Source organism: Pseudomonas borbori, assembly GCF_900115555.1.
GTDB lineage: Bacteria > Pseudomonadota > Gammaproteobacteria > Pseudomonadales > Pseudomonadaceae > Aquipseudomonas > Aquipseudomonas borbori.
In genome coordinates this window covers 12,610-29,696 of the sequence record NZ_FOWX01000013.1, presented here as the reverse complement: position 1 = coordinate 29,696, position 17,087 = coordinate 12,610, and the positions used below count along the sequence as shown (strand labels likewise).

Here is a 17,087-nt window from a genome sequence, read left to right as displayed (position 1 = left end):
TGCATTACCTCCTTTCCGATAAATGAACGGGAACCGCAAACGACCAGGCCAGGGCCCAGATCAACGCGGCGGCGCCAAGCGCGAAGCTCTGTCCGAGGCTGCCACCCTGGGCCAGCCATTGCTCGGCCAGCCAGGGACCGGCCAACTGGCTGCCGCCGTACAGCGCGATCAAGGCCGCCGACAAGCGCGGGCCCTGATGTGGATGCAGGTTGCGCGCCAGGCGCTGGGTAAGAAATACGCTGCCGATAAAACTGCCGCCCACCAGCACCGCGCAGAGCAATACGCCGAACTGTCCCGGCCATAGCAACGGCGCGGCCGCGCCGAGCGCCTGGATGGCATAGTTGACGAGCAGCGCACGGCGGTCGCCCAAGCGCGCGCCGAGGTAGTTCCACAGGGCGATGGAGGCCAGGCTGGCCAGTGCGGTCCAGCGCCAGGCGCCGCTCAGTAATGGATCGCCCGCCGGCAATTGTTCGCGGGCGAGGGCCGGCAGAAAGGTCATCGGCAGGATATAGCCGAGACCGGCGCCGGCATAGGCGAGAAACAGCGGGGTGCTGGCGCGATCGAATAGCCTGCTGGTCGGCTGCCGGGTGGTCGAGGCGTGCGGCTGTACCTTGAGCTGGCCGAGCAGATAGGCGCTCAACAGCGCTATCGGCAAGGCCAGGGTCGCAGCCGGCCACCAGCGCTGCGCGCCGCTGAGCCAGTGCGCCGGCCAGTCCGCCACGCCGCTGGAGAGCAACAGCCCGCCGCCCAGGCCGAGATAGATCAAACCGCTCAGGCGCGTACGTTGCTGTTGCGCCAGCCACTCCAGCACCAACGCTGGCGCCTGGACGAACACCACGCCGTTGCTGATGCCATTGGCCAGGCGCAACAGCAGCAGGCTCTGGTAGTCCTCGGTGAGACCCTGGGCCAGGGTCAGCAAGGCATTCAGCAGCAGCGCCAGGGGCAGGGCGATGCGCATCCGCTGCGGCGCGTGCAGGGCGAGGGCGAGCAGCGCGCCGAGCAGGTAGCCGATGTAATTCCAGGACGCCAGGCGGGCGCCCTGTTCCAGGCTGAGCAAGCCGTCGTCGATCAGGTGCGGCAGCAGCGGGGTGAAGGCGAAGCGGCCGAGCCCGTGCACCACCACCAGCGCACTGGCGCCCGCCAGCAGGGCCAGGAAGATATGACGGGGTTGGACTGCAGTCATGGGTGAGGCGCCTGGGTCGAGGCCTTGAACCTTAGCGGTTGTAGCAATCCGACTGTTAATGAAAAATACTGCGCATGTTTTTCACTCATAGTGAATCGGAGGCTGACCATGCTGCCCTGGGAAAGACTCAATCCCCAATTGCTCCGGCATTTTCTCGCCCTTAGCCGCGCCGGCTCGCTGACCGCGGCGGCGCAGCAACTGCATTGCGTGCCGTCGAACGTGTCGGCGCGGCTGCGTCAGCTGGAAAGCCAGCTCGGCGCCGTATTGTTTCAGCGCCAGGCCCAGCGCTTGCGCCTGACCCCGGCGGGCGAGCGCCTGGTGGCCTATGCCGAACAGTTGGAGCAGCTGTGCCAGGCGGCCTGGCGCAGCGTGCAGGAAGATGTCTGGGCCGGCGAGTTGCGCCTGGGTTCGATGGAAACCACCGCGGCGGTGCGTTTGCCCGACGTGCTGGCGGCCTTTCATCGCGATGCGCCACGGGTCGATGTCAGCCTGCTGACCGGCACCAGTCGCCACCTGGTCGAGCAGGTACTGGCGGGGAGACTGGACGCCGCCCTGATCGGCGGGCCTTTCGAGCATCCGCTGCTGGACGCCGAGGTGATCTGGCGCGAGGAGCTGATGCTGGTGCTGCCCGCCAGCCCTGCCGGCGAGGCTTTGCTGCAAGGGCCGGTCAGCCTGCTCGGCTTCCCCGCTGGCTGCCACTACCGCGAGCGCCTGGAGCAATGGAGCGAACGCCATGCCCTGCAGATCAGCGCGCGTCAGAGTTACGGCTCCATCGACGCCATCCTCGGCGGTGTCGCCGCCGGCATGGGCATCGGCATGCTGCCGCGTAGTCTGTTGCAACTGCACCCGCGCGGTCGGCTGGTGGCCGCCAAGGTTATCGACAGCGACCTGGCCACGGCGCCGACCCTGCTGATGCGCCGCCGCGACGCCCCCAGCCACCCGGCTTTGGAACATCTACTCGAATTATTGCGCGCGCCGCTGCTGCAATCGGTCGCTTGAACGACGCGGCAAACGTAAACTGCGCGGCTACAGGAGCCTGCCCATGAACTACCGCCACGCCTTCCACGCCGGCAACCATGCCGATGTACTGAAACACTATGTATTGAGCCGCCTGATCGCCCTGCTGTCACGCAAGGAGGCGCCCTTCGCCTACCTCGACAGCCACGCCGGCGTCGGCCTCTACGACCTGCAGGGTGATCAGGCCAGCCGCACCGGCGAGTGGCTGCAGGGCATCGCCCGGCTGTGGCAGGCCGAGGATGTACCGGATCAACTGGTCGATTACCTGGAAGTGATTCGCGCCATGAACCCCGATGGCGTGCTGCGTCATTATCCGGGCTCGCCGGAGCTGGCGCGCATGCTGACGCGCGAACAGGACCGCCTGCACCTCAACGAAAAACACCCCGAAGACGGTCGCCTGCTCAAGGAAAACATGCACGGCGACCGCCGCGTCGCCGTGCACCTGGGCGAGGGCTGGCACGTGCCGCGTGCCTTGCTGCCGACCCGCGAGAAGCGCGTGCTGCTGCTGATCGACCCACCGTTCGAGCAGGCCGACGAACTGGAGCGTTGCGTGCAGGCGCTGAACGAAGCCATTGGCCGGATGCGCCAGGCGGTGGTGGCGATCTGGTACCCGATCAAGGAGTTGGGCCAGCTCAGGCGCTTCTACCGCGATCTGGAAAAGAGCAATGCGCCCAAGCTGCTGCGCATCGAACTCTATGTGCATCCCGCCGACGACGCCCAGCGCCTGAACGGTTCCGGCCTGGTGATCAGCAATCCGCCCTGGGGCCTGGAGGACGAACTCAAGCAGGTTCTGCCCTGGCTGACCACCTTGCTCGGGCAAAGCCAGGCCGGCTGGCGCATGGATTGGCTGATCGAAGAAAAGCAGCCATAAGCCACAAGCTTGCAGCTGCCGGCTACGCCGGCAAGCACACCCCGGTGCCGCCCAGGCCGCAATAGCCGCCGGGGTTCTTCGCCAGGTATTGCTGGTGGTAGGCCTCGGCATAGTAGAAGGGCGGCGCTTCGCGGATTTCCGTGGTGATGGGGCCGAAGCCGGCCCGTTCCAGCTCGGCTTGAAACTGCGCCTGGCTGGCCCGGGCGGCGGCCAACTGCTCGGCGCCGTAGCAGTAGATCGCCGAGCGGTACTGGCTGCCGATATCGTTGCCCTGACGCATGCCCTGGGTCGGGTTGTGCGCTTCCCAGAAGACTTTCAGCAGCGCCGCGTAGCTGGTTTTCTGTGGGTCGAAGACCACCAGCACCGCTTCGGTGTGGCCGGTCAGGCCGGAGCAGGTTTCCTCGTAGGTCGGGTTGGGCGTATGGCCGCCGGCGTAGCCGACCGCGGTGGTCCACACCCCCGGTTGCTGCCAGAAACGTCGTTCGGCGCCCCAGAAACAGCCGAGGGCGAATACGGCCCGTTGCATGCCGGCGGGGAATGGCCCTTGCAGCGGGTGGCCGTTGACGTAATGGGCGTCCGGCACCGGCAGCGGCGTCTCGCGACCGGGCAGTGCCTGCTCGGCGCTGGGCAGTTCGAGTTGGTGGGCGAGAATTTGCGAACGCAGGGTCATGGGCCATTTCCTCGACATGGGCGTATGTGGATAGACCGCCGCCTGGTCGCGGCGTTACAGGGTAGGAGCCAGCTTGCGGATCGCTACCGGCAGTTTAACCCCGGCAGGGGTAGCGTTGCAGTCGGGCGATCAGCTCACTGCCGGCGATCGGCCGGTCGAACAGGTAGCCCTGGCCGATGTCGCAGTGCTGGCGGCGGAGGAAACTCAGCTGCGCGGCGGTTTCGATGCCTTCGGCGACTACCTTGAGTTTCAATTTGTGCGCCATGGCGATCACGGCCGAGGTGATCTCCATGTCGTCCTGGTTTTCCGGAATGTCCTTGATGAAGCTGCGGTCGATCTTGATCACGTCGATGGGGAATTTCTTCAGGTAGCTGAGCGACGAATAGCCGGTGCCGAAATCGTCCATCGCCAGGGTCAGGCCCAGGCTTTTCAGGCGGCTGAGTTGCTGACGGGTGTCGTCGGTGGCCTCCAGCAGCAGGCTCTCGGTCAATTCCAGCTCCAGCAAGGTTGGCGCCAGCAGTTCCTCATGCAGGATCGCGGCGATCGAACCCACCAGATCGGGATCGGAGAACTGCTTGGGCGACAGGTTGATGGCCACCTGCAGGTTGCCGAGACCGGCCGCCGCCAGTTGCTTGCTCATGTGGCAGGCCTGGCGCACCACCCATTTGCCGATGGGGATGATCAGCCCGGTTTCCTCGGCCACGCCGATGAACTGGTCCGGCTGGATCATGCCTTTCTCCGGGTGGTGCCAGCGCAGCAGCGCCTCCATGCCGAGCAACTGGCCAGTCTTCAGGCACAGTTTGGGTTGATAGAACACCTCCAGCTCGTTCTGGGTCAGCGCGCGGCGCAGGTTGTTTTCGACGAACAGCTTGTAGTCGGCCTCGGCGTTCAGCACATCGGTGAAGACCTGCAACTGGTGTTTGCCGTTGGCCTTGGCCTTGTGCAGCGCCAGGCCGGCATGCTTCATCAGGCGGTGTGGGTCCGCCCCGTGTTCTGGCGTGCAGGCCACGCCCACCGAGCCGGTGACGCTGATCAGTTGATTGTCGACGAACAGTGGCTTGTCCAGGGTGTGCAACACCTGATGGGCCAGCTGTTGGGCGCCAGTCAGGTCGGCGGCATCCAGCAGGATGGCGAATTCGTTGCTGGCGAAGCGCGCGAGTATGCCGCTCGGGGTGAGGCTGTTGCGCAGGCGGCGGGCCAGGCTGATGAGCAGTTTGTCGCCGGTCTGGTGGCCGAGGCTGTCGTTGATCCGCTTGAAGTTGTCGATGTCCACCAGGAGCAGGCTGAACGGCTTGCCGTCAGCGCAGGCAAAGCGCTGTTCCAGGGCGCGGATAAAGGCGTAGCGGTTACCCAGGCCGGTGAGGTTGTCGCTGTAGGCCAGGCGCTCGATGCGTTGCTGGGCCTGCTTGGTTTCGCTGATGTCTTCGTAGATGCCGATGTAATGGGTCAGGCTGCCGTCATCGGCATGCACCTTGGAAATCGACAATTGTCCCCAGTAGGGGTCGAGGTTCTTGCGCCGGCTCTTGAACTCGCCTTGCCAGCTGTTGTGTTCGCTGAGGCTGGTGGGCACCTCGAAGAGTAGCTCGCCGAGGTTTTCCAGGGCCGGCAGCTCGGACAGGCGGCAGCCTTGGACCTCGGCGGAGCTGTACAGGGTGATGGCGGTAAAACTCGGATTGACGTATTCCACCAGTCCGTCGCGGTCGATCAGGATAAAGGCGCTGGCGCTCTGCTCGACGGCACGCTTGAACAGGTGCGGTTCGCTGCTGGCGCTGTGCTGCTGATGCTCCTGTTCTGCCGCGCTTGGCGCGGGCGGGCGTGGATCGCTGGTGGCTATCAGGTAGCCGCGCAGCAGCTGCCGGCCGTGTTGTTTGAACGCTTCGCCCGTTTCCATCAGGCAGACGGGGCCGTGCGCCGTATGCAGGGTGTAATTCACCCGATAATGCGCTTGCTGCGCCAGTTGCAGCTGAATGCTGTCATGCAACCGATGGCGAGCCTCAGGCTCCATCAGGCAGGCATAGGGGGCATCGATCAGTGCGCAGAGTTCGCTGGCCGGGATGCCGAACTGGCGTTCGCAGGCCGGGTCTATAAATAACAGCGTCCAGCTTGCTTCGTTCAAACGCTCGAAGCGCAGCATGCCGAGCCTCGAGGGCACTGGCAACTGTGTCACAACCTCGGATGCTAACCGGCTCACGGCATCGGTATGGCTTTTCATCAAGCGGCTGGCTTCCAGTATGCTGGCTGAGGCGAGGGTTGAGCCCACTTCACTATAGCGTCGACTAAGGGTGCATCATGCATTTGCGACTGACAAGAAAACTAATTCGCGCAGTCTGTTTGCTTGGTTGCCTGCTTGCACCGCCGGCCCTGGCCGACGAACCGGTAGCGGGGCTGAGCAGCGCCGAACCGGCCGGTTATCTGGCCGACTTGCAGCGCCTGTACCTGAGTCGGGACGAGCGCCAGGCGCTGCTCCTGCACAGCAATGCGCTGCTGACCAGCTACGCCCTGCGCGCCGGCTATCAGGTGGGCCAGGCGCAACCCCGGGATCTGCTCTACCAGTTGCGTCTTGGCGCGCCCGGTGAGCTGATACTGCGCGAGGAGACTCGTGGCCAGGGCGGCGACGTGGCCGTGCGCAACCAGCGCATTGCGCTGTTCGGCGTCGATCCCTTTATCCGTTACGACTGCCCCTCCAGCGGCATCAGCTGCGTGCTGTACAACCCGGTCGACGGCAGTCCGCTGCTGAGCATTCTGCGCGATCATCAGGGGGCGGCCGAGCTGGCCAAGGCGCTGAGCTTCCTGATCCGCAAGGTGCAACGGGGCTGATAGGCGCGGGCGATGTGCCGCTCGGTTCTGCAATGCTGTGACAGGAGAGTGGCGCAGGATCAGCGGCGGCAGCTCTGCCCTATAAGGGGCGAGCCTGGGCTGGAAAATTTCACCAGGCGGGGCGATGCTTTAAACAAGGCTATCTACCAATTAGGTGTTGCATGGGGAGCTTGCAAGGGCCGCAATAGGTGGGGTGCGCCGTGCGCACCAAGAGTCTGCAGTCAGCGCTGGTGCGCACGGCGCGCGCTACTGGGTTGGAGCCTTCACACTTGAGCGCCGAAGCCTGAACGCAACACCCTGGGACATAGCCTTAAACAAACCCCTGGTGCCGAATGGGAGTGTGCGCAGATGCTGGACGTCAATCCCGATACTGTTTGTCGACTAATCGCCCTCGCCCGGGTGTTTCATGCCAAAGAGGCGGTGGTCATTCCCGAACAGCCGACCAGCCCCAGTGACGACTGGGCGCTGCAGGTACTCGCCGACCATGAGGATGACGAGGCATTCCTCGAGTTCAAGTCGATCATCGATGACCTGGAGCCCGACCAGCAGCAACAGGTCGTGGCCTTGCTCTGGCTCGGGCGTGGCGATGGCACGCTGGAGGACTGGCCAGAATTGCTCGAACAGGCGCAGGACGACTGGAACCCAAGCACCGCCGAGTACCTGATTGCCCATCCCTTCCTCGCGGATCATCTGCAGGAAGCCCTGGATATGCAGGGTTACGATTGCGAGTGAAGGGGCCGGCAGGTTCGCATTCCGGCGTCGCGCCAGCCGGAGCAACGGCATGCCGGCCGGCCCGTCCTGCAAGAGCGGGTGGCAACAGTTGACCGGTATAGATCCAAAAAAAAACCCCGCCAAACAGGGCGGGGTTGAGGGACGAGCGTGGCGTGCTCGAAAGTTGAAGCCTGGATTTACAGCAGCATGCTGCGGATATCTGCCAGCACATCGCCGAGGCGCTTGGTAAAGCGTGCGGCAGCGGCGCCGTTGATCACCCGGTGATCGTAGGACAGCGACAGCGGCAGCATCAGCTTGGGCTGGAACGCCTTGCCGTCCCAGACCGGCTGGATGGTCGCCTTGCTCACGCCGAGGATCGCCACTTCCGGCGCGTTGACGATCGGCGTGAAGCCGGTGCCGCCAATGTGGCCGAGGCTGGAGATGGTGAAGCAGGCGCCCTGCATGTCGTCGGCGGCGAGTTTCTTGGTGCGGGCTTTTTCCGCCAACGCGGCGGCTTCGGCCGCAAGCTGCAGCAGGCTCTTCTGGTCGACGTTCTTGATCACCGGCACCAGCAGACCATCCGGGGTGTCCACGGCGAAGCCGATGTGCACGTATTTCTTGCGGATGATCGCCTTGCCGCTCGGTGCCAGCGAGCTGTTGAAGTCCGGCAGTTCCTTGAGCAGGAAGGCGCAGGCCTTGAGCAGCAGCGGCAGCACGGTGAGTTTGACTCCGGCCTTCTCGGCCACGGCCTTCTGCGCGACGCGGAAGGCTTCCAGCTCGGTGATGTCGGCCGAGTCGAACTGGGTCACGTGCGGCACATTGAGCCAGCTGCGGTGCAGGTTGGCGGCGCCGACCTGCATCAGGCGGGTCATGGCCACTTCTTCGATTTCACCGAACTTGCTGAAATCCACCAGCGGGATCGGCGGAATCCCTGCGCCACCAGTGGCGCCAGCGGCTGCGCTCGGGGCTTCCTTGGCCTTGAGCATCATCGCCTTGACGTAGACCTGCACGTCTTCCTTGAGGATCCGGCCTTTCGGGCCGCTGCCAGGCACGCTAGACAGCTCGACGCCGAAGTCGCGGGCCAGCTGGCGTACGGCCGGACCGGCGTGCACCTTGTCGCCGCTGGATGCCGGAGGCGTGGCCGCGGCAATGGCGGCGGCTGCCGACAGCTTGGCGATGGCGTTGACTTCGGCGACCACTTCCGGCGCTGCGCCGGGCGGCGTGGTGTGCATTACCGGCGCTGGCGCTGCAGGCGCTGCCCCGGCCACTTTCAGCTTGAGGATCAGGTCGCCGGTGCCGACTTCGTCGTCCAGCTTGACCACGATGCTTTCCACCACACCGGCAACCGGCGAGGGGATTTCCATGCTGGCCTTGTCCGACTCCAGGGTGATCAGCGACTGCTCGGCCTCGACCGTATCGCCGGCCTTGACCAGCACTTCGATGACCTTGGCCTTGCCGGCCGAGCCGATGTCGGGCACGTGAATGTCCTGCACGGCCGCGGCGGCCGCCGCTGCTGGTGCCGCCGCGACAGGCTCCGCAGCCTTGGGCGCTGCGGCGGGTGCGGGTGCTGCTGCAGCTGGCGCCGGGGCGGCTGTGCTGGCGCCTTCGACTTCCAGCTCGAGCAGTTCGTCGCCTTCTTTCAGGCGGTCGCCGAGCTTGACCTTCAGGCTCTTGATCACCCCGGCCTTGGGCGCCGGGATTTCCATGCTGGCCTTGTCCGACTCGAGGGTCAGCAGGCTCTGGTCGGCCTCGATGCGATCGCCGACCTTGACCATCAGTTCGATTACTTCACCCTCACCGCTGCCGATGTCGGGTACGCGAATCAATTCACTCATCGTTTCGCTCCTTAGCAGTCCAGTGGGTTGCGTTTTTCCGGTGCGATGCCGAACTTGGCGATGGCCTCGGCCACCACTTTGGGTTCGATATCGCCACGGTCGGCGAGGGCTTCGAGGGCGGCCAGGACCACCCAGTGGCGATCCACCTCGAAGAAGTGGCGCAGCTTCTTGCGGCTGTCGCTGCGGCCGAAGCCGTCGGTGCCGAGAACCTTGTATTCCTTGCTCGGTACCCACTGGCGGATCTGGTCGGCGAACAGCTTCATGTAGTCGGTGCTGGCGATGACCGGGCCTTGGCGGCCGCTCAGGCACTGCTCGACGTAGGTCTGCTGTGGCTTCTGTTCCGGGTGCAGGCGGTTGCGCCGCTCGACGGCCAGGCCGTCGCGCCGCAGCTCGTTGAAGCTGGTGACGCTCCACACGTCGGCGCCGACGTTGAACTGCTCGCGCAGAATTTTCGCCGCCTCGCGCACTTCGCGCAGGATGGTGCCGCTGCCCAGCAGCTGGACGTGGTGGGCGGCTTCCTTCTTGTCTTCCTCGAGCAGGTACATGCCCTTGATGATGCCGTCCTCGACGCCTGCCGGCATGGCCGGCTGCTGGTAGGACTCGTTCATCACGGTGATGTAGTAGTAGATGCTCTGCTGTTCCTCGATCATCTGCCGCGTGCCTTCGCGGATGATCACCGCCAGCTCGTAGCCGTAGGTCGGGTCATAGGTGCGGCAGTTGGGGATGGTCGAGGCCAGCAGGTGGCTGTGACCGTCTTCGTGCTGCAGGCCTTCGCCGTTGAGCGTGGTGCGTCCGGCGGTGCCGCCGATCAGGAAGCCGCGGGCACGGCTGTCGCCGGCGGCCCAGGCCAGGTCGCCGATGCGCTGGAAGCCGAACATCGAATAGAACACGTAGAACGGCAGCATCGGCTGGTTGTGGCAGCTGTAGCTGGTGCCGGCGGCGATCCAGCTGGACATGGCGCCGGCCTCGTTGATGCCTTCCTCGAGGATCTGCCCCTTCTTGTCCTCGCGGTAGAACATCACCTGATCCTTGTCCACCGGCTCGTACAGCTGGCCGACCGAGGAATAGATGCCGAGCTGGCGGAACATGCCTTCCATGCCGAAGGTACGCGCCTCGTCGGGGATGATCGGGACGATACGCTCGCCCAGCTCCTTGTCCTTGATCAACTGCGCGAGGATGCGCACGAAGGCCATGGTGGTGGAGATTTCACGGTCGCCGGAGCCGTCGAGGATGGCTTTCAGGGTGTCCAGCGGCGGGGTCGGGATGCTGAAGCTGTTGACCCGGCGCTGCGGCACGAAACCACCGAGGGCGGCGCGGCGCTTGGCCAGGTACTTGGCCTCGGCGCTGCCTTCCTCGGGACGGAAGAACGGCAGGTTTTCCAGTTCGTCGTCCTTGACCGGGATGTCGAAGCGGTCGCGGAATTTCTTCAGGCTGTCGACGTCGACCTTCTTCACGTTGTGCGCGATGTTCTTCGCTTCGCCGCTGCCGGTGCCGTAGCCCTTGATGGTCTTGGCCAGCACCACGGTCGGCTGACCCTGGTGGTTGACCGCCTGGTGGTAGGCCGCGTAGACCTTGTAGGGGTCGTGGCCGCCACGGTTGAGCTTCCAGATCTCGTCGTCGGAGAGGTCTTCGACCATCGCCTTGAGTTCCGGGGTGTTGAAGAAATGCTCACGCACGAAGGCGCCGTCTTTGGCCTTGTAGTTCTGGTACTCGCCGTCGACCACTTCGTCCATCCGCCGTTGCAGGATGCCGTCTTTGTCCTTGGCCAGCAGCGGGTCCCAGAAGCGACCCCAGACCACCTTGTTGACGTTCCATTGGGCGCCGCGGAACACCCCTTCGAGCTCCTGGATGATCTTGCCGTTGCCGCGCACCGGGCCGTCGAGGCGCTGCAGGTTGCAGTTGATGACGAAGATCAGGTTGTCCAGCTTCTCGCGGCCGGCCAGGGAGATGGCGCCGAGGGATTCCGGCTCGTCGCACTCGCCGTCGCCCATGAAGCACCAGACCTTCTGCTTGCCGGCGGGGATGAAGCCGCGCGCTTCCAGGTACTTCATGAAGCGTGCCTGGTAGATCGCCTGGATCGGGCCCAGGCCCATGGATACGGTGGGGAACTGCCAGAAGTCCGGCATCAGCCAGGGGTGCGGATAGGACGACAGGCCTTGGCCATCGACTTCCTGGCGGAAGTTGTTCATCTGCTCTTCGCTGATCCGGCCTTCCATGTAGGCACGGGCGTAGACGCCGGGCGAGGCGTGGCCCTGGAAGAAGATCAGGTCGCCGCCGTGCTCCTCGGTCGGCGCCTGGAAGAAGTAGTTGAAGCCGACGTCATAGAGGGTCGCGCTGGAGGCGAAGGTGCCGATGTGGCCGCCCAGGTCGGGATCCTGCAGGTTGGTGCGCATCACCATGGCCAGAGCATTCCAGCGCACCAGCGAGCGAATGCGGCGTTCCATGAACAGATCGCCAGGCATGCGTGCTTCGTGGTTCAGCGGGATGGTGTTGCGATACGGTGTGGTGATCGCATAGGGCAGCTGGGAACCACTGCGGGTGGCCAGTTCGCCTAGGCGGGTCATCAGGTAATGCGCGCGGTCTTCGCCTTCCTTGTCGAGAACGGACTCAAGGGCGTCCAGCCATTCCTGGGTTTCGACGGGATCGAGGTCTTGCATGGCTTGCTCCAGGGCGGAAAGGCTTCCAGAATCGGAGGCCAGGATTCGTGACCGGCTTTGTGGGCGGGCACGTGAATTCTTGGATGTACCGGGGGTAGGACCGGCTCTGTGTAGTTTTACTACATATCGACGGCAATTTCAGCCCTTTGGATACAATCTTTCGTAGCAAAACTACAGTTTATTTGTCTGTTTGTTGCGCGCGCCGCGTCAAGCGAGAGGGTTTCCGGCTTTGTGCGTGTCACTTGCAGTTCGCCAAAAAGGATAGACCATGAGCCTGCCCGCGTTGGCTTCTTTACCTGCCACTCTTGCTCCCCTGGCCCTGCGTGCCGAACAGTCCTTGCAGCTGGCTTGCGCCGAGTGTTCTGCCGCGGCCGCGGCCGAGTTTGCCGCCTGGCCGAGTGCGCGCCGCGAGGTGCTGCGGCGCGTGGCGGCGGCCAGCGACTTCGTCGTCGAGCAGGCCCGGCGCGACCCGCAGATGCTCCTGGGCTTGGCCGCCTGCGGCGAGCTGGAGCGCGCGCTGCAAGCCGGCGAGCTGCGCGGGCAACTGGCGGGGGCGTTGCTCGATTGCGCCGATGAAGACGAGCTGGGCCGGCGCCTGCGGCGCTTTCGCAATCGCCAGCAGCTGCGCATCATCTGGCGCGACATCAGCCGCCAGGCCGACCTGATCGAAACCTGCCGCGACCTTTCGGATCTCGCCGACGCCTGCATCGATCTGGCCTATCACTGGCTCTATCCCCGGCATTGCGCGCAGTTCGGCACACCCATCGGCCGGCGTAGCGGCCAGGCCCAGCACATGGTGGTGCTCGGCATGGGCAAGCTGGGCGCCCATGAACTGAACCTGTCCTCGGATATCGACCTGATCTTCGGCTACCCGGAGGGCGGCGAGACCGAAGGGGTCAAGCGTCCGCTGGACAACCAGGAGTTCTTCATTCGTCTGGGCCAGCGCCTGATCAAGGCCCTGGATGCAATCACCGTCGACGGCTTCGTCTTCCGCACCGACATGCGCCTGCGCCCCTATGGCTCATCGGGCTCCCTGGTGTTCAGCTTCAACGCGCTGGAGCAGTACTACCAGGATCAGGGTCGCGACTGGGAGCGCTACGCCATGATCAAGGCGCGGGTGGTCGGCGGCGACCCGGTAGCCGGCGCGCAGTTGCTGGAGATGCTGCGGCCCTTCGTCTATCGGCGTTACCTGGACTTCTCCGCGATCGAAGCGCTGCGCACCATGAAGCAGCTGATCCAGCAGGAGGTGCGGCGCAAAGGCATGGCCGAGAACATCAAGCTCGGCGCCGGTGGCATTCGCGAGGTGGAGTTCATCGCCCAGGCCTTCCAGTTGATCCACGGTGGCCGCGACCTGAGCCTGCAGCAGCGGCCGCTGTTGCAGGTGCTCGGCACGCTGGCCGGACAGGGTTATCTGCCGGTCGCGGTGGTCGACGAATTGCGCCAGGGCTACGAGTTCCTGCGCTACACCGAACATGCCTTGCAGGCAATCGGCGACCGGCAGACGCAGATGCTCCCCGACAACGACCAGGACCGGACACGCGTGGCGTGCATGCTCGGCTTCGACGACTGGCCGGCGTTTCACCGGCAACTGATGCACTGGCGTGGCCGGGTCGACTGGCACTTTCGCCAGGTGATCGCCGATCCGGATGAGGATGGCGCAACCGCCGCCGATGAAGTGGTCGGCGGTGAGTGGCTGCCGCTGTGGGGCGATGTGCAGGACGAGGCCGCCGCCTGCCGGCAGCTGGCCGAGGCCGGGTTCAGTGATCCGCAGTCCGCCTGGCAGCGCCTGGCCGGCTTGCGCAACGGCAACCAGGTGCGGGCCATGCAGCGCCTCGGCCGTGAGCGCCTGGATGCGTTCATGCCCAGGCTGCTGGCGCAGGCGGTGGAGCACGACAACCCCGACCTGGTGCTGGAACGGGTGCTGCCGCTGATCGAGGCGGTGGCGCGGCGCTCGGCCTACCTGGTGCTGCTGACGGAAAACCCCGGCGCCCTGCAGCGCCTGCTGAACCTCTGCGCCGCCAGCCCGTGGATCGCCGAGCAGATCACCCGCTTCCCCTTGTTGCTCGACGAATTGCTCAACGAGGGCCGGCTGTTCAAACCGCCGCTGGCGCCGGAGCTGGCCGCTGAGCTGCGTGAGCGACTGATGCGCATCCCCGAGGACGACCTCGAGCAACAGATGGAGGCGCTGCGCCACTTCAAGCTGGCGCACCGCTTGCGCGTGGCGGCGTCGGAGATCGCCGGCAGCCTGCCGCTGATGAAGGTCAGCGACTACCTGACCTGGCTGGCCGAAGCGATTCTCGACCAGGTGCTGGCCCTGGCCTGGCGGCATACCGTGAGTAAATACGGGGTGCCGCTGCGCGTCGATGGCAGCCCCTGCGACCCGGACTTCATCATCGTCGGGTACGGCAAGGTCGGTGGCATCGAACTGGGTCATGGCTCGGATCTGGACCTGGTGTTCATCCACGATGGCGACCCCCAGGCCGAGACCAATGGCGCCAAGTCGATCGACGGCGCGCAGTTCTTCAATCGCCTGGGCCAGCGCATCATCCACCTGCTGACCACTCAGACCAACTCCGGCCAGCTCTATGAAGTCGACATGCGCCTGCGCCCTTCGGGTGTGGCGGGTCTGCTGGTCAGCTCGCTGGGCGCCTTCCAGCGCTATCAGGAAAGCGAGGCCTGGACCTGGGAGCACCAGGCCCTGGTGCGCGCCCGCGTGCTGGTCGGTTGTCCGCGGGTCGGCAAGGCGTTCGAGGCGGTGCGCGCGGCGGTGCTCGGCCGCGAGCGTGATCTCGACCTGCTGCGTAGCGAAGTCAGCGAGATGCGCGCGAAGATGCGCGACAACCTCGGCACCCGGGCCACGGCTGCCGGCACCGCAGCCAATGCCTTCGAGGCCTCGGTCTGCTTCGACCTCAAGCAGGATGCCGGTGGTATCGTCGATATTGAATTTATGGTGCAATACGCGGCCTTGGCTTGGTCGCGAGAATACCCCGAGCTGTTGGCGTTCACCGATAACATCCGCATCCTGGAAGGCCTGGAGCGTGTCGGCTTGCTGGCCGCCGAGGATGCCCGGCTGCTGCGGGAGGCCTACAAGGACTACCGCGCGGCGGCCCATCGCCAGGCCCTGCAGAAGCAGCCCGGGGTGGTGCGCGGCGACCAGTTCCAGGAACAAAGGCGCAGCGTGCTGCGCATCTGGCAGGCGCTGGGGTTGAACTGAATTTTTCCGAGGCTGGGCGCGTGTGGCGACCAGATCCGTGTGTAGCAAACGAATTTGAGGAGCAGGCAACTATGTCGATGGCCGATCGTGATGGCGTGATTTGGTATGACGGCAAGCTGGTGCCGTGGCGTGACGCGACCACCCATGTGCTGACCCACACCCTGCATTACGGCATGGGCGTATTCGAAGGCGTGCGCGCCTACGACACCCCGGACGGCACGGCGATCTTCCGCCTGCAGGCGCACACCGACCGGCTGTTCGACTCGGCCCAGATCATGGCCATGAAGATTCCGTTCAGCAAAGACGAAATCAACCAAGCCACCCGCGCCGCGGTGCGTGAGAACAACCTGGAAAGCGCCTACATCCGCCCGATGGTGTTCTACGGATCTGAAGCCATGGGCCTGCGCGCCACCGGCCTGAAGGTGCATGTGATAGTCGCCGCCTGGAACTGGGGCGCCTACATGGGCGACGAAGCCCTGCAGATCGGCATCAAGGTGCGCACCAGCTCCTTCACCCGCCATCACGTCAACATCTCGATGACCCGGGCCAAGGCCAACGGCAACTACATCAACTCGATGCTGGCCCTGCAGGAAGCCATTTCCGGCGGCGCCGACGAGGCCATGCTGCTGGATACCGAGGGTTATGTGGCCGAGGGCTCGGGGGAGAACATCTTCCTGGTCAAGAACGGCGTGGTCTACACCCCGGAAGTGACCTCCTGCCTCAACGGCATCACCCGCAACACCATTCTGACCCTGGCCGACGAGCTGGGCATCAAGGTGGTCGAGAAGCGCATCACCCGCGACGAGGTGTACATCGCCGACGAGGCCTTCTTCACCGGCACCGCCGCCGAAGTCACGCCGATCCGCGAAGTCGATGACCGGCAGATCGGTGCCGGCCGCCGTGGCCCGGTGACCGAGAAGCTGCAAAAAGCCTATTTCGACCTGGTGGCCGGCAAGACCAGCGCCCACGCCGAATGGCGCACGCTGGTTAAATAAGCGGCAAGCCACCAGCTGCAAGCTGCAAGCGCTCCGGCTGCTTTGGCTTGCGGCTCATGGCTTGCGGCTCGAGGCTGCCCCTATGAATATCCTGATTATCGGCCCCAGTTGGGTGGGCGACATGGTGATGGCACAGACGCTGTTTCAGTGCCTGAAACAGCGTCATCCCGACTGCGCGATCGATGTGCTGGCGCCCGAGTGGAGCCGGCCGATTCTCGAGCGCATGCCCGAAGTGCGCCAGGCCCTGAGCTTTCCGCTCGGCCACGGCGTGTTGCAACTGGCGACCCGGCGCAAGATCGGAAAATCCCTGGCCGGCCAGTACGATCAGGCCATCCTGTTGCCCAATTCGCTGAAGTCGGCGCTGGTACCGTTCTTCGCCGGGATCGCCACGCGCACCGGCTGGAAGGGCGAGATGCGCTACGGCCTGCTCAACGATGTGCGCGTGCTGGATAAAGACCGTTATCCGCTGATGATCGAGCGTTTCATGGCGCTGGCATTCGAGCCTGGCGTTGATTTGCCGAAACCCTATCCGCGGCCGTCCCTGCACATCGACCAAGGCAGTCGCGCGGCGGCGCTGAGCAAGTTCGGCCTGAGCCTGGACCGGCCGGTGCTGGCGCTCTGTCCCGGCGCCGAGTTCGGCGAGGCCAAACGCTGGCCGAGCGAGCATTACGCCCGGGTCGCCGAGGCGAAGATCCGTGCCGGCTGGCAGGTCTGGCTGTTCGGCTCGAACAACGATCACCCGGTGGGTGAGGAGATCCGTCTGCGGCTGATTCCAGGGCTGCGCGAAGAAGCGGTCAATCTGGCCGGTGCAACCAGCCTGGCCGAGGCCATCGACCTGCTGTCCTGCGCCGGCGCCGTGGTCTCCAACGACTCGGGCCTGATGCATGTGGCCGCCGCGCTCAATCGCCCGCTGGTGGCGGTCTACGGCTCGACGTCGCCGCAGTTCACCCCGCCGCTGGCCGAGCAGGTGGAGATCGTCCGCCTGGGCATCGAGTGCAGCCCCTGCTTCGAGCGCACCTGCCGCTTCGGTCACTACAACTGCCTGCGTGAGCTGGCGCCGCGGCCGGTGCTCGAGGCGCTGGATCGTCTGGTGGCCGATCCGGTCGAGGTCGAATAG

Annotated in this window: 12 protein-coding genes; 7 read left to right on the top strand and 5 right to left on the bottom strand. The window is 65.0% G+C overall.

Annotated elements, in window-relative coordinates; genetic code table 11:
* Window positions 1-4: 4 nt before the first annotated feature.
* The gene (locus tag BM315_RS11560; protein ID WP_090501036.1) at window positions 5-1,183 is read right to left on the bottom strand and encodes a YbfB/YjiJ family MFS transporter; all 1,179 of its coding nucleotides are present in this window, start codon (window positions 1,181-1,183) and stop codon (window positions 5-7) included.
* 108 nt (window positions 1,184-1,291) lie between these two features.
* On the opposite strand from BM315_RS11560, the gene BM315_RS11555 reads away from it, so the two are divergent.
* Both BM315_RS11555 and BM315_RS11550 read left to right on the top strand, forming a co-directional pair.
* Window positions 1,292-2,182 (top strand): LysR substrate-binding domain-containing protein, encoded by an 891-nt coding sequence (locus BM315_RS11555; RefSeq protein WP_090501034.1) that lies wholly within the window; start codon window positions 1,292-1,294, stop codon window positions 2,180-2,182.
* Window positions 2,183-2,225: 43 nt separating this feature from the next.
* Window positions 2,226-3,071, top strand: a complete 846-nt coding sequence (locus tag BM315_RS11550; protein WP_090501032.1) for a 23S rRNA (adenine(2030)-N(6))-methyltransferase RlmJ — start codon at window positions 2,226-2,228, stop codon at window positions 3,069-3,071.
* 22 nt (window positions 3,072-3,093) lie between these two features.
* Here BM315_RS11550 and msrA read toward each other — a convergent pair whose 3' ends face one another.
* Both msrA and BM315_RS11540 read right to left on the bottom strand, forming a co-directional pair.
* Entirely contained in the window at window positions 3,094-3,741 is a 648-nt protein-coding gene (gene msrA, locus BM315_RS11545; RefSeq protein WP_090501030.1) for a peptide-methionine (S)-S-oxide reductase MsrA, read from the bottom strand.
* 94 nt (window positions 3,742-3,835) lie between these two features.
* Entirely contained in the window at window positions 3,836-5,953 is a 2,118-nt protein-coding gene (locus tag BM315_RS11540; RefSeq protein ID WP_090501029.1) for a putative bifunctional diguanylate cyclase/phosphodiesterase, read from the bottom strand.
* Between the two features lie 77 nt (window positions 5,954-6,030).
* Here BM315_RS11540 and BM315_RS11535 point away from each other — a divergent pair, with 77 nt between their 5' ends.
* Together BM315_RS11535 and BM315_RS11530 are read left to right on the top strand one after the other, a co-directional pair.
* Window positions 6,031-6,558 (top strand): hypothetical protein, encoded by a 528-nt coding sequence (locus BM315_RS11535; protein ID WP_090501027.1) that lies wholly within the window; start codon window positions 6,031-6,033, stop codon window positions 6,556-6,558.
* A 348-nt stretch (window positions 6,559-6,906) separates the two neighbouring features.
* A complete protein-coding gene (locus tag BM315_RS11530; protein WP_090501024.1) occupies window positions 6,907-7,290 on the top strand; it encodes a DUF3775 domain-containing protein in 384 nt (127 codons plus the stop codon).
* Between the two features lie 176 nt (window positions 7,291-7,466).
* On the opposite strand, the gene aceF is transcribed toward BM315_RS11530, so the two are convergent.
* Both aceF and aceE read right to left on the bottom strand, forming a co-directional pair.
* Entirely contained in the window at window positions 7,467-9,104 is a 1,638-nt protein-coding gene (gene aceF / locus BM315_RS11525; RefSeq protein ID WP_090501022.1) for a dihydrolipoyllysine-residue acetyltransferase, read from the bottom strand.
* Between the two features lie 11 nt (window positions 9,105-9,115).
* On the bottom strand, window positions 9,116-11,761 hold the full coding sequence (gene aceE / locus BM315_RS11520; protein WP_090501020.1) for a pyruvate dehydrogenase (acetyl-transferring), homodimeric type: 2,646 nt from the start codon (window positions 11,759-11,761) through the stop codon (window positions 9,116-9,118).
* 268 nt (window positions 11,762-12,029) lie between these two features.
* On the opposite strand from aceE, the gene glnE reads away from it, so the two are divergent.
* From glnE to waaF, 3 genes are all read left to right on the top strand, one after another.
* Window positions 12,030-14,975, top strand: a complete 2,946-nt coding sequence (gene glnE, locus BM315_RS11515; RefSeq protein WP_090501018.1) for a bifunctional [glutamate--ammonia ligase]-adenylyl-L-tyrosine phosphorylase/[glutamate--ammonia-ligase] adenylyltransferase — start codon at window positions 12,030-12,032, stop codon at window positions 14,973-14,975.
* Window positions 14,976-15,046: 71 nt separating this feature from the next.
* On the top strand, window positions 15,047-15,970 hold the full coding sequence (locus tag BM315_RS11510) for a branched-chain amino acid transaminase (protein ID WP_090501017.1): 924 nt from the start codon (window positions 15,047-15,049) through the stop codon (window positions 15,968-15,970).
* An 82-nt stretch (window positions 15,971-16,052) separates the two neighbouring features.
* On the top strand, window positions 16,053-17,087 hold the full coding sequence (gene waaF / locus BM315_RS11505) for a lipopolysaccharide heptosyltransferase II (RefSeq protein ID WP_090501015.1): 1,035 nt from the start codon (window positions 16,053-16,055) through the stop codon (window positions 17,085-17,087).

What these genes read in the sequence shown, in the direction of transcription:
- BM315_RS11560 (WP_090501036.1), bottom strand. Translation starts at nt 1,183, where the DNA reads ATGACTGCAGTCCAACCCCGTCATATCTTCCTGGCCCTGCTGGCGGGC.
- BM315_RS11555 (WP_090501034.1), top strand. Translation starts at nt 1,292, where the DNA reads ATGCTGCCCTGGGAAAGACTCAATCCCCAATTGCTCCGGCATTTTCTC.
- BM315_RS11550 (WP_090501032.1), top strand. Translation starts at nt 2,226, where the DNA reads ATGAACTACCGCCACGCCTTCCACGCCGGCAACCATGCCGATGTACTG.
- msrA (WP_090501030.1), bottom strand. Translation starts at nt 3,741, where the DNA reads ATGACCCTGCGTTCGCAAATTCTCGCCCACCAACTCGAACTGCCCAGC.
- BM315_RS11540 (WP_090501029.1), bottom strand. Translation starts at nt 5,953, where the DNA reads ATGAAAAGCCATACCGATGCCGTGAGCCGGTTAGCATCCGAGGTTGTG.
- BM315_RS11535 (WP_090501027.1), top strand. Translation starts at nt 6,031, where the DNA reads ATGCATTTGCGACTGACAAGAAAACTAATTCGCGCAGTCTGTTTGCTT.
- BM315_RS11530 (WP_090501024.1), top strand. Translation starts at nt 6,907, where the DNA reads ATGCTGGACGTCAATCCCGATACTGTTTGTCGACTAATCGCCCTCGCC.
- aceF (WP_090501022.1), bottom strand. Translation starts at nt 9,104, where the DNA reads ATGAGTGAATTGATTCGCGTACCCGACATCGGCAGCGGTGAGGGTGAA.
- aceE (WP_090501020.1), bottom strand. Translation starts at nt 11,761, where the DNA reads ATGCAAGACCTCGATCCCGTCGAAACCCAGGAATGGCTGGACGCCCTT.
- glnE (WP_090501018.1), top strand. Translation starts at nt 12,030, where the DNA reads ATGAGCCTGCCCGCGTTGGCTTCTTTACCTGCCACTCTTGCTCCCCTG.
- BM315_RS11510 (WP_090501017.1), top strand. Translation starts at nt 15,047, where the DNA reads ATGTCGATGGCCGATCGTGATGGCGTGATTTGGTATGACGGCAAGCTG.
- waaF (WP_090501015.1), top strand. Translation starts at nt 16,053, where the DNA reads ATGAATATCCTGATTATCGGCCCCAGTTGGGTGGGCGACATGGTGATG.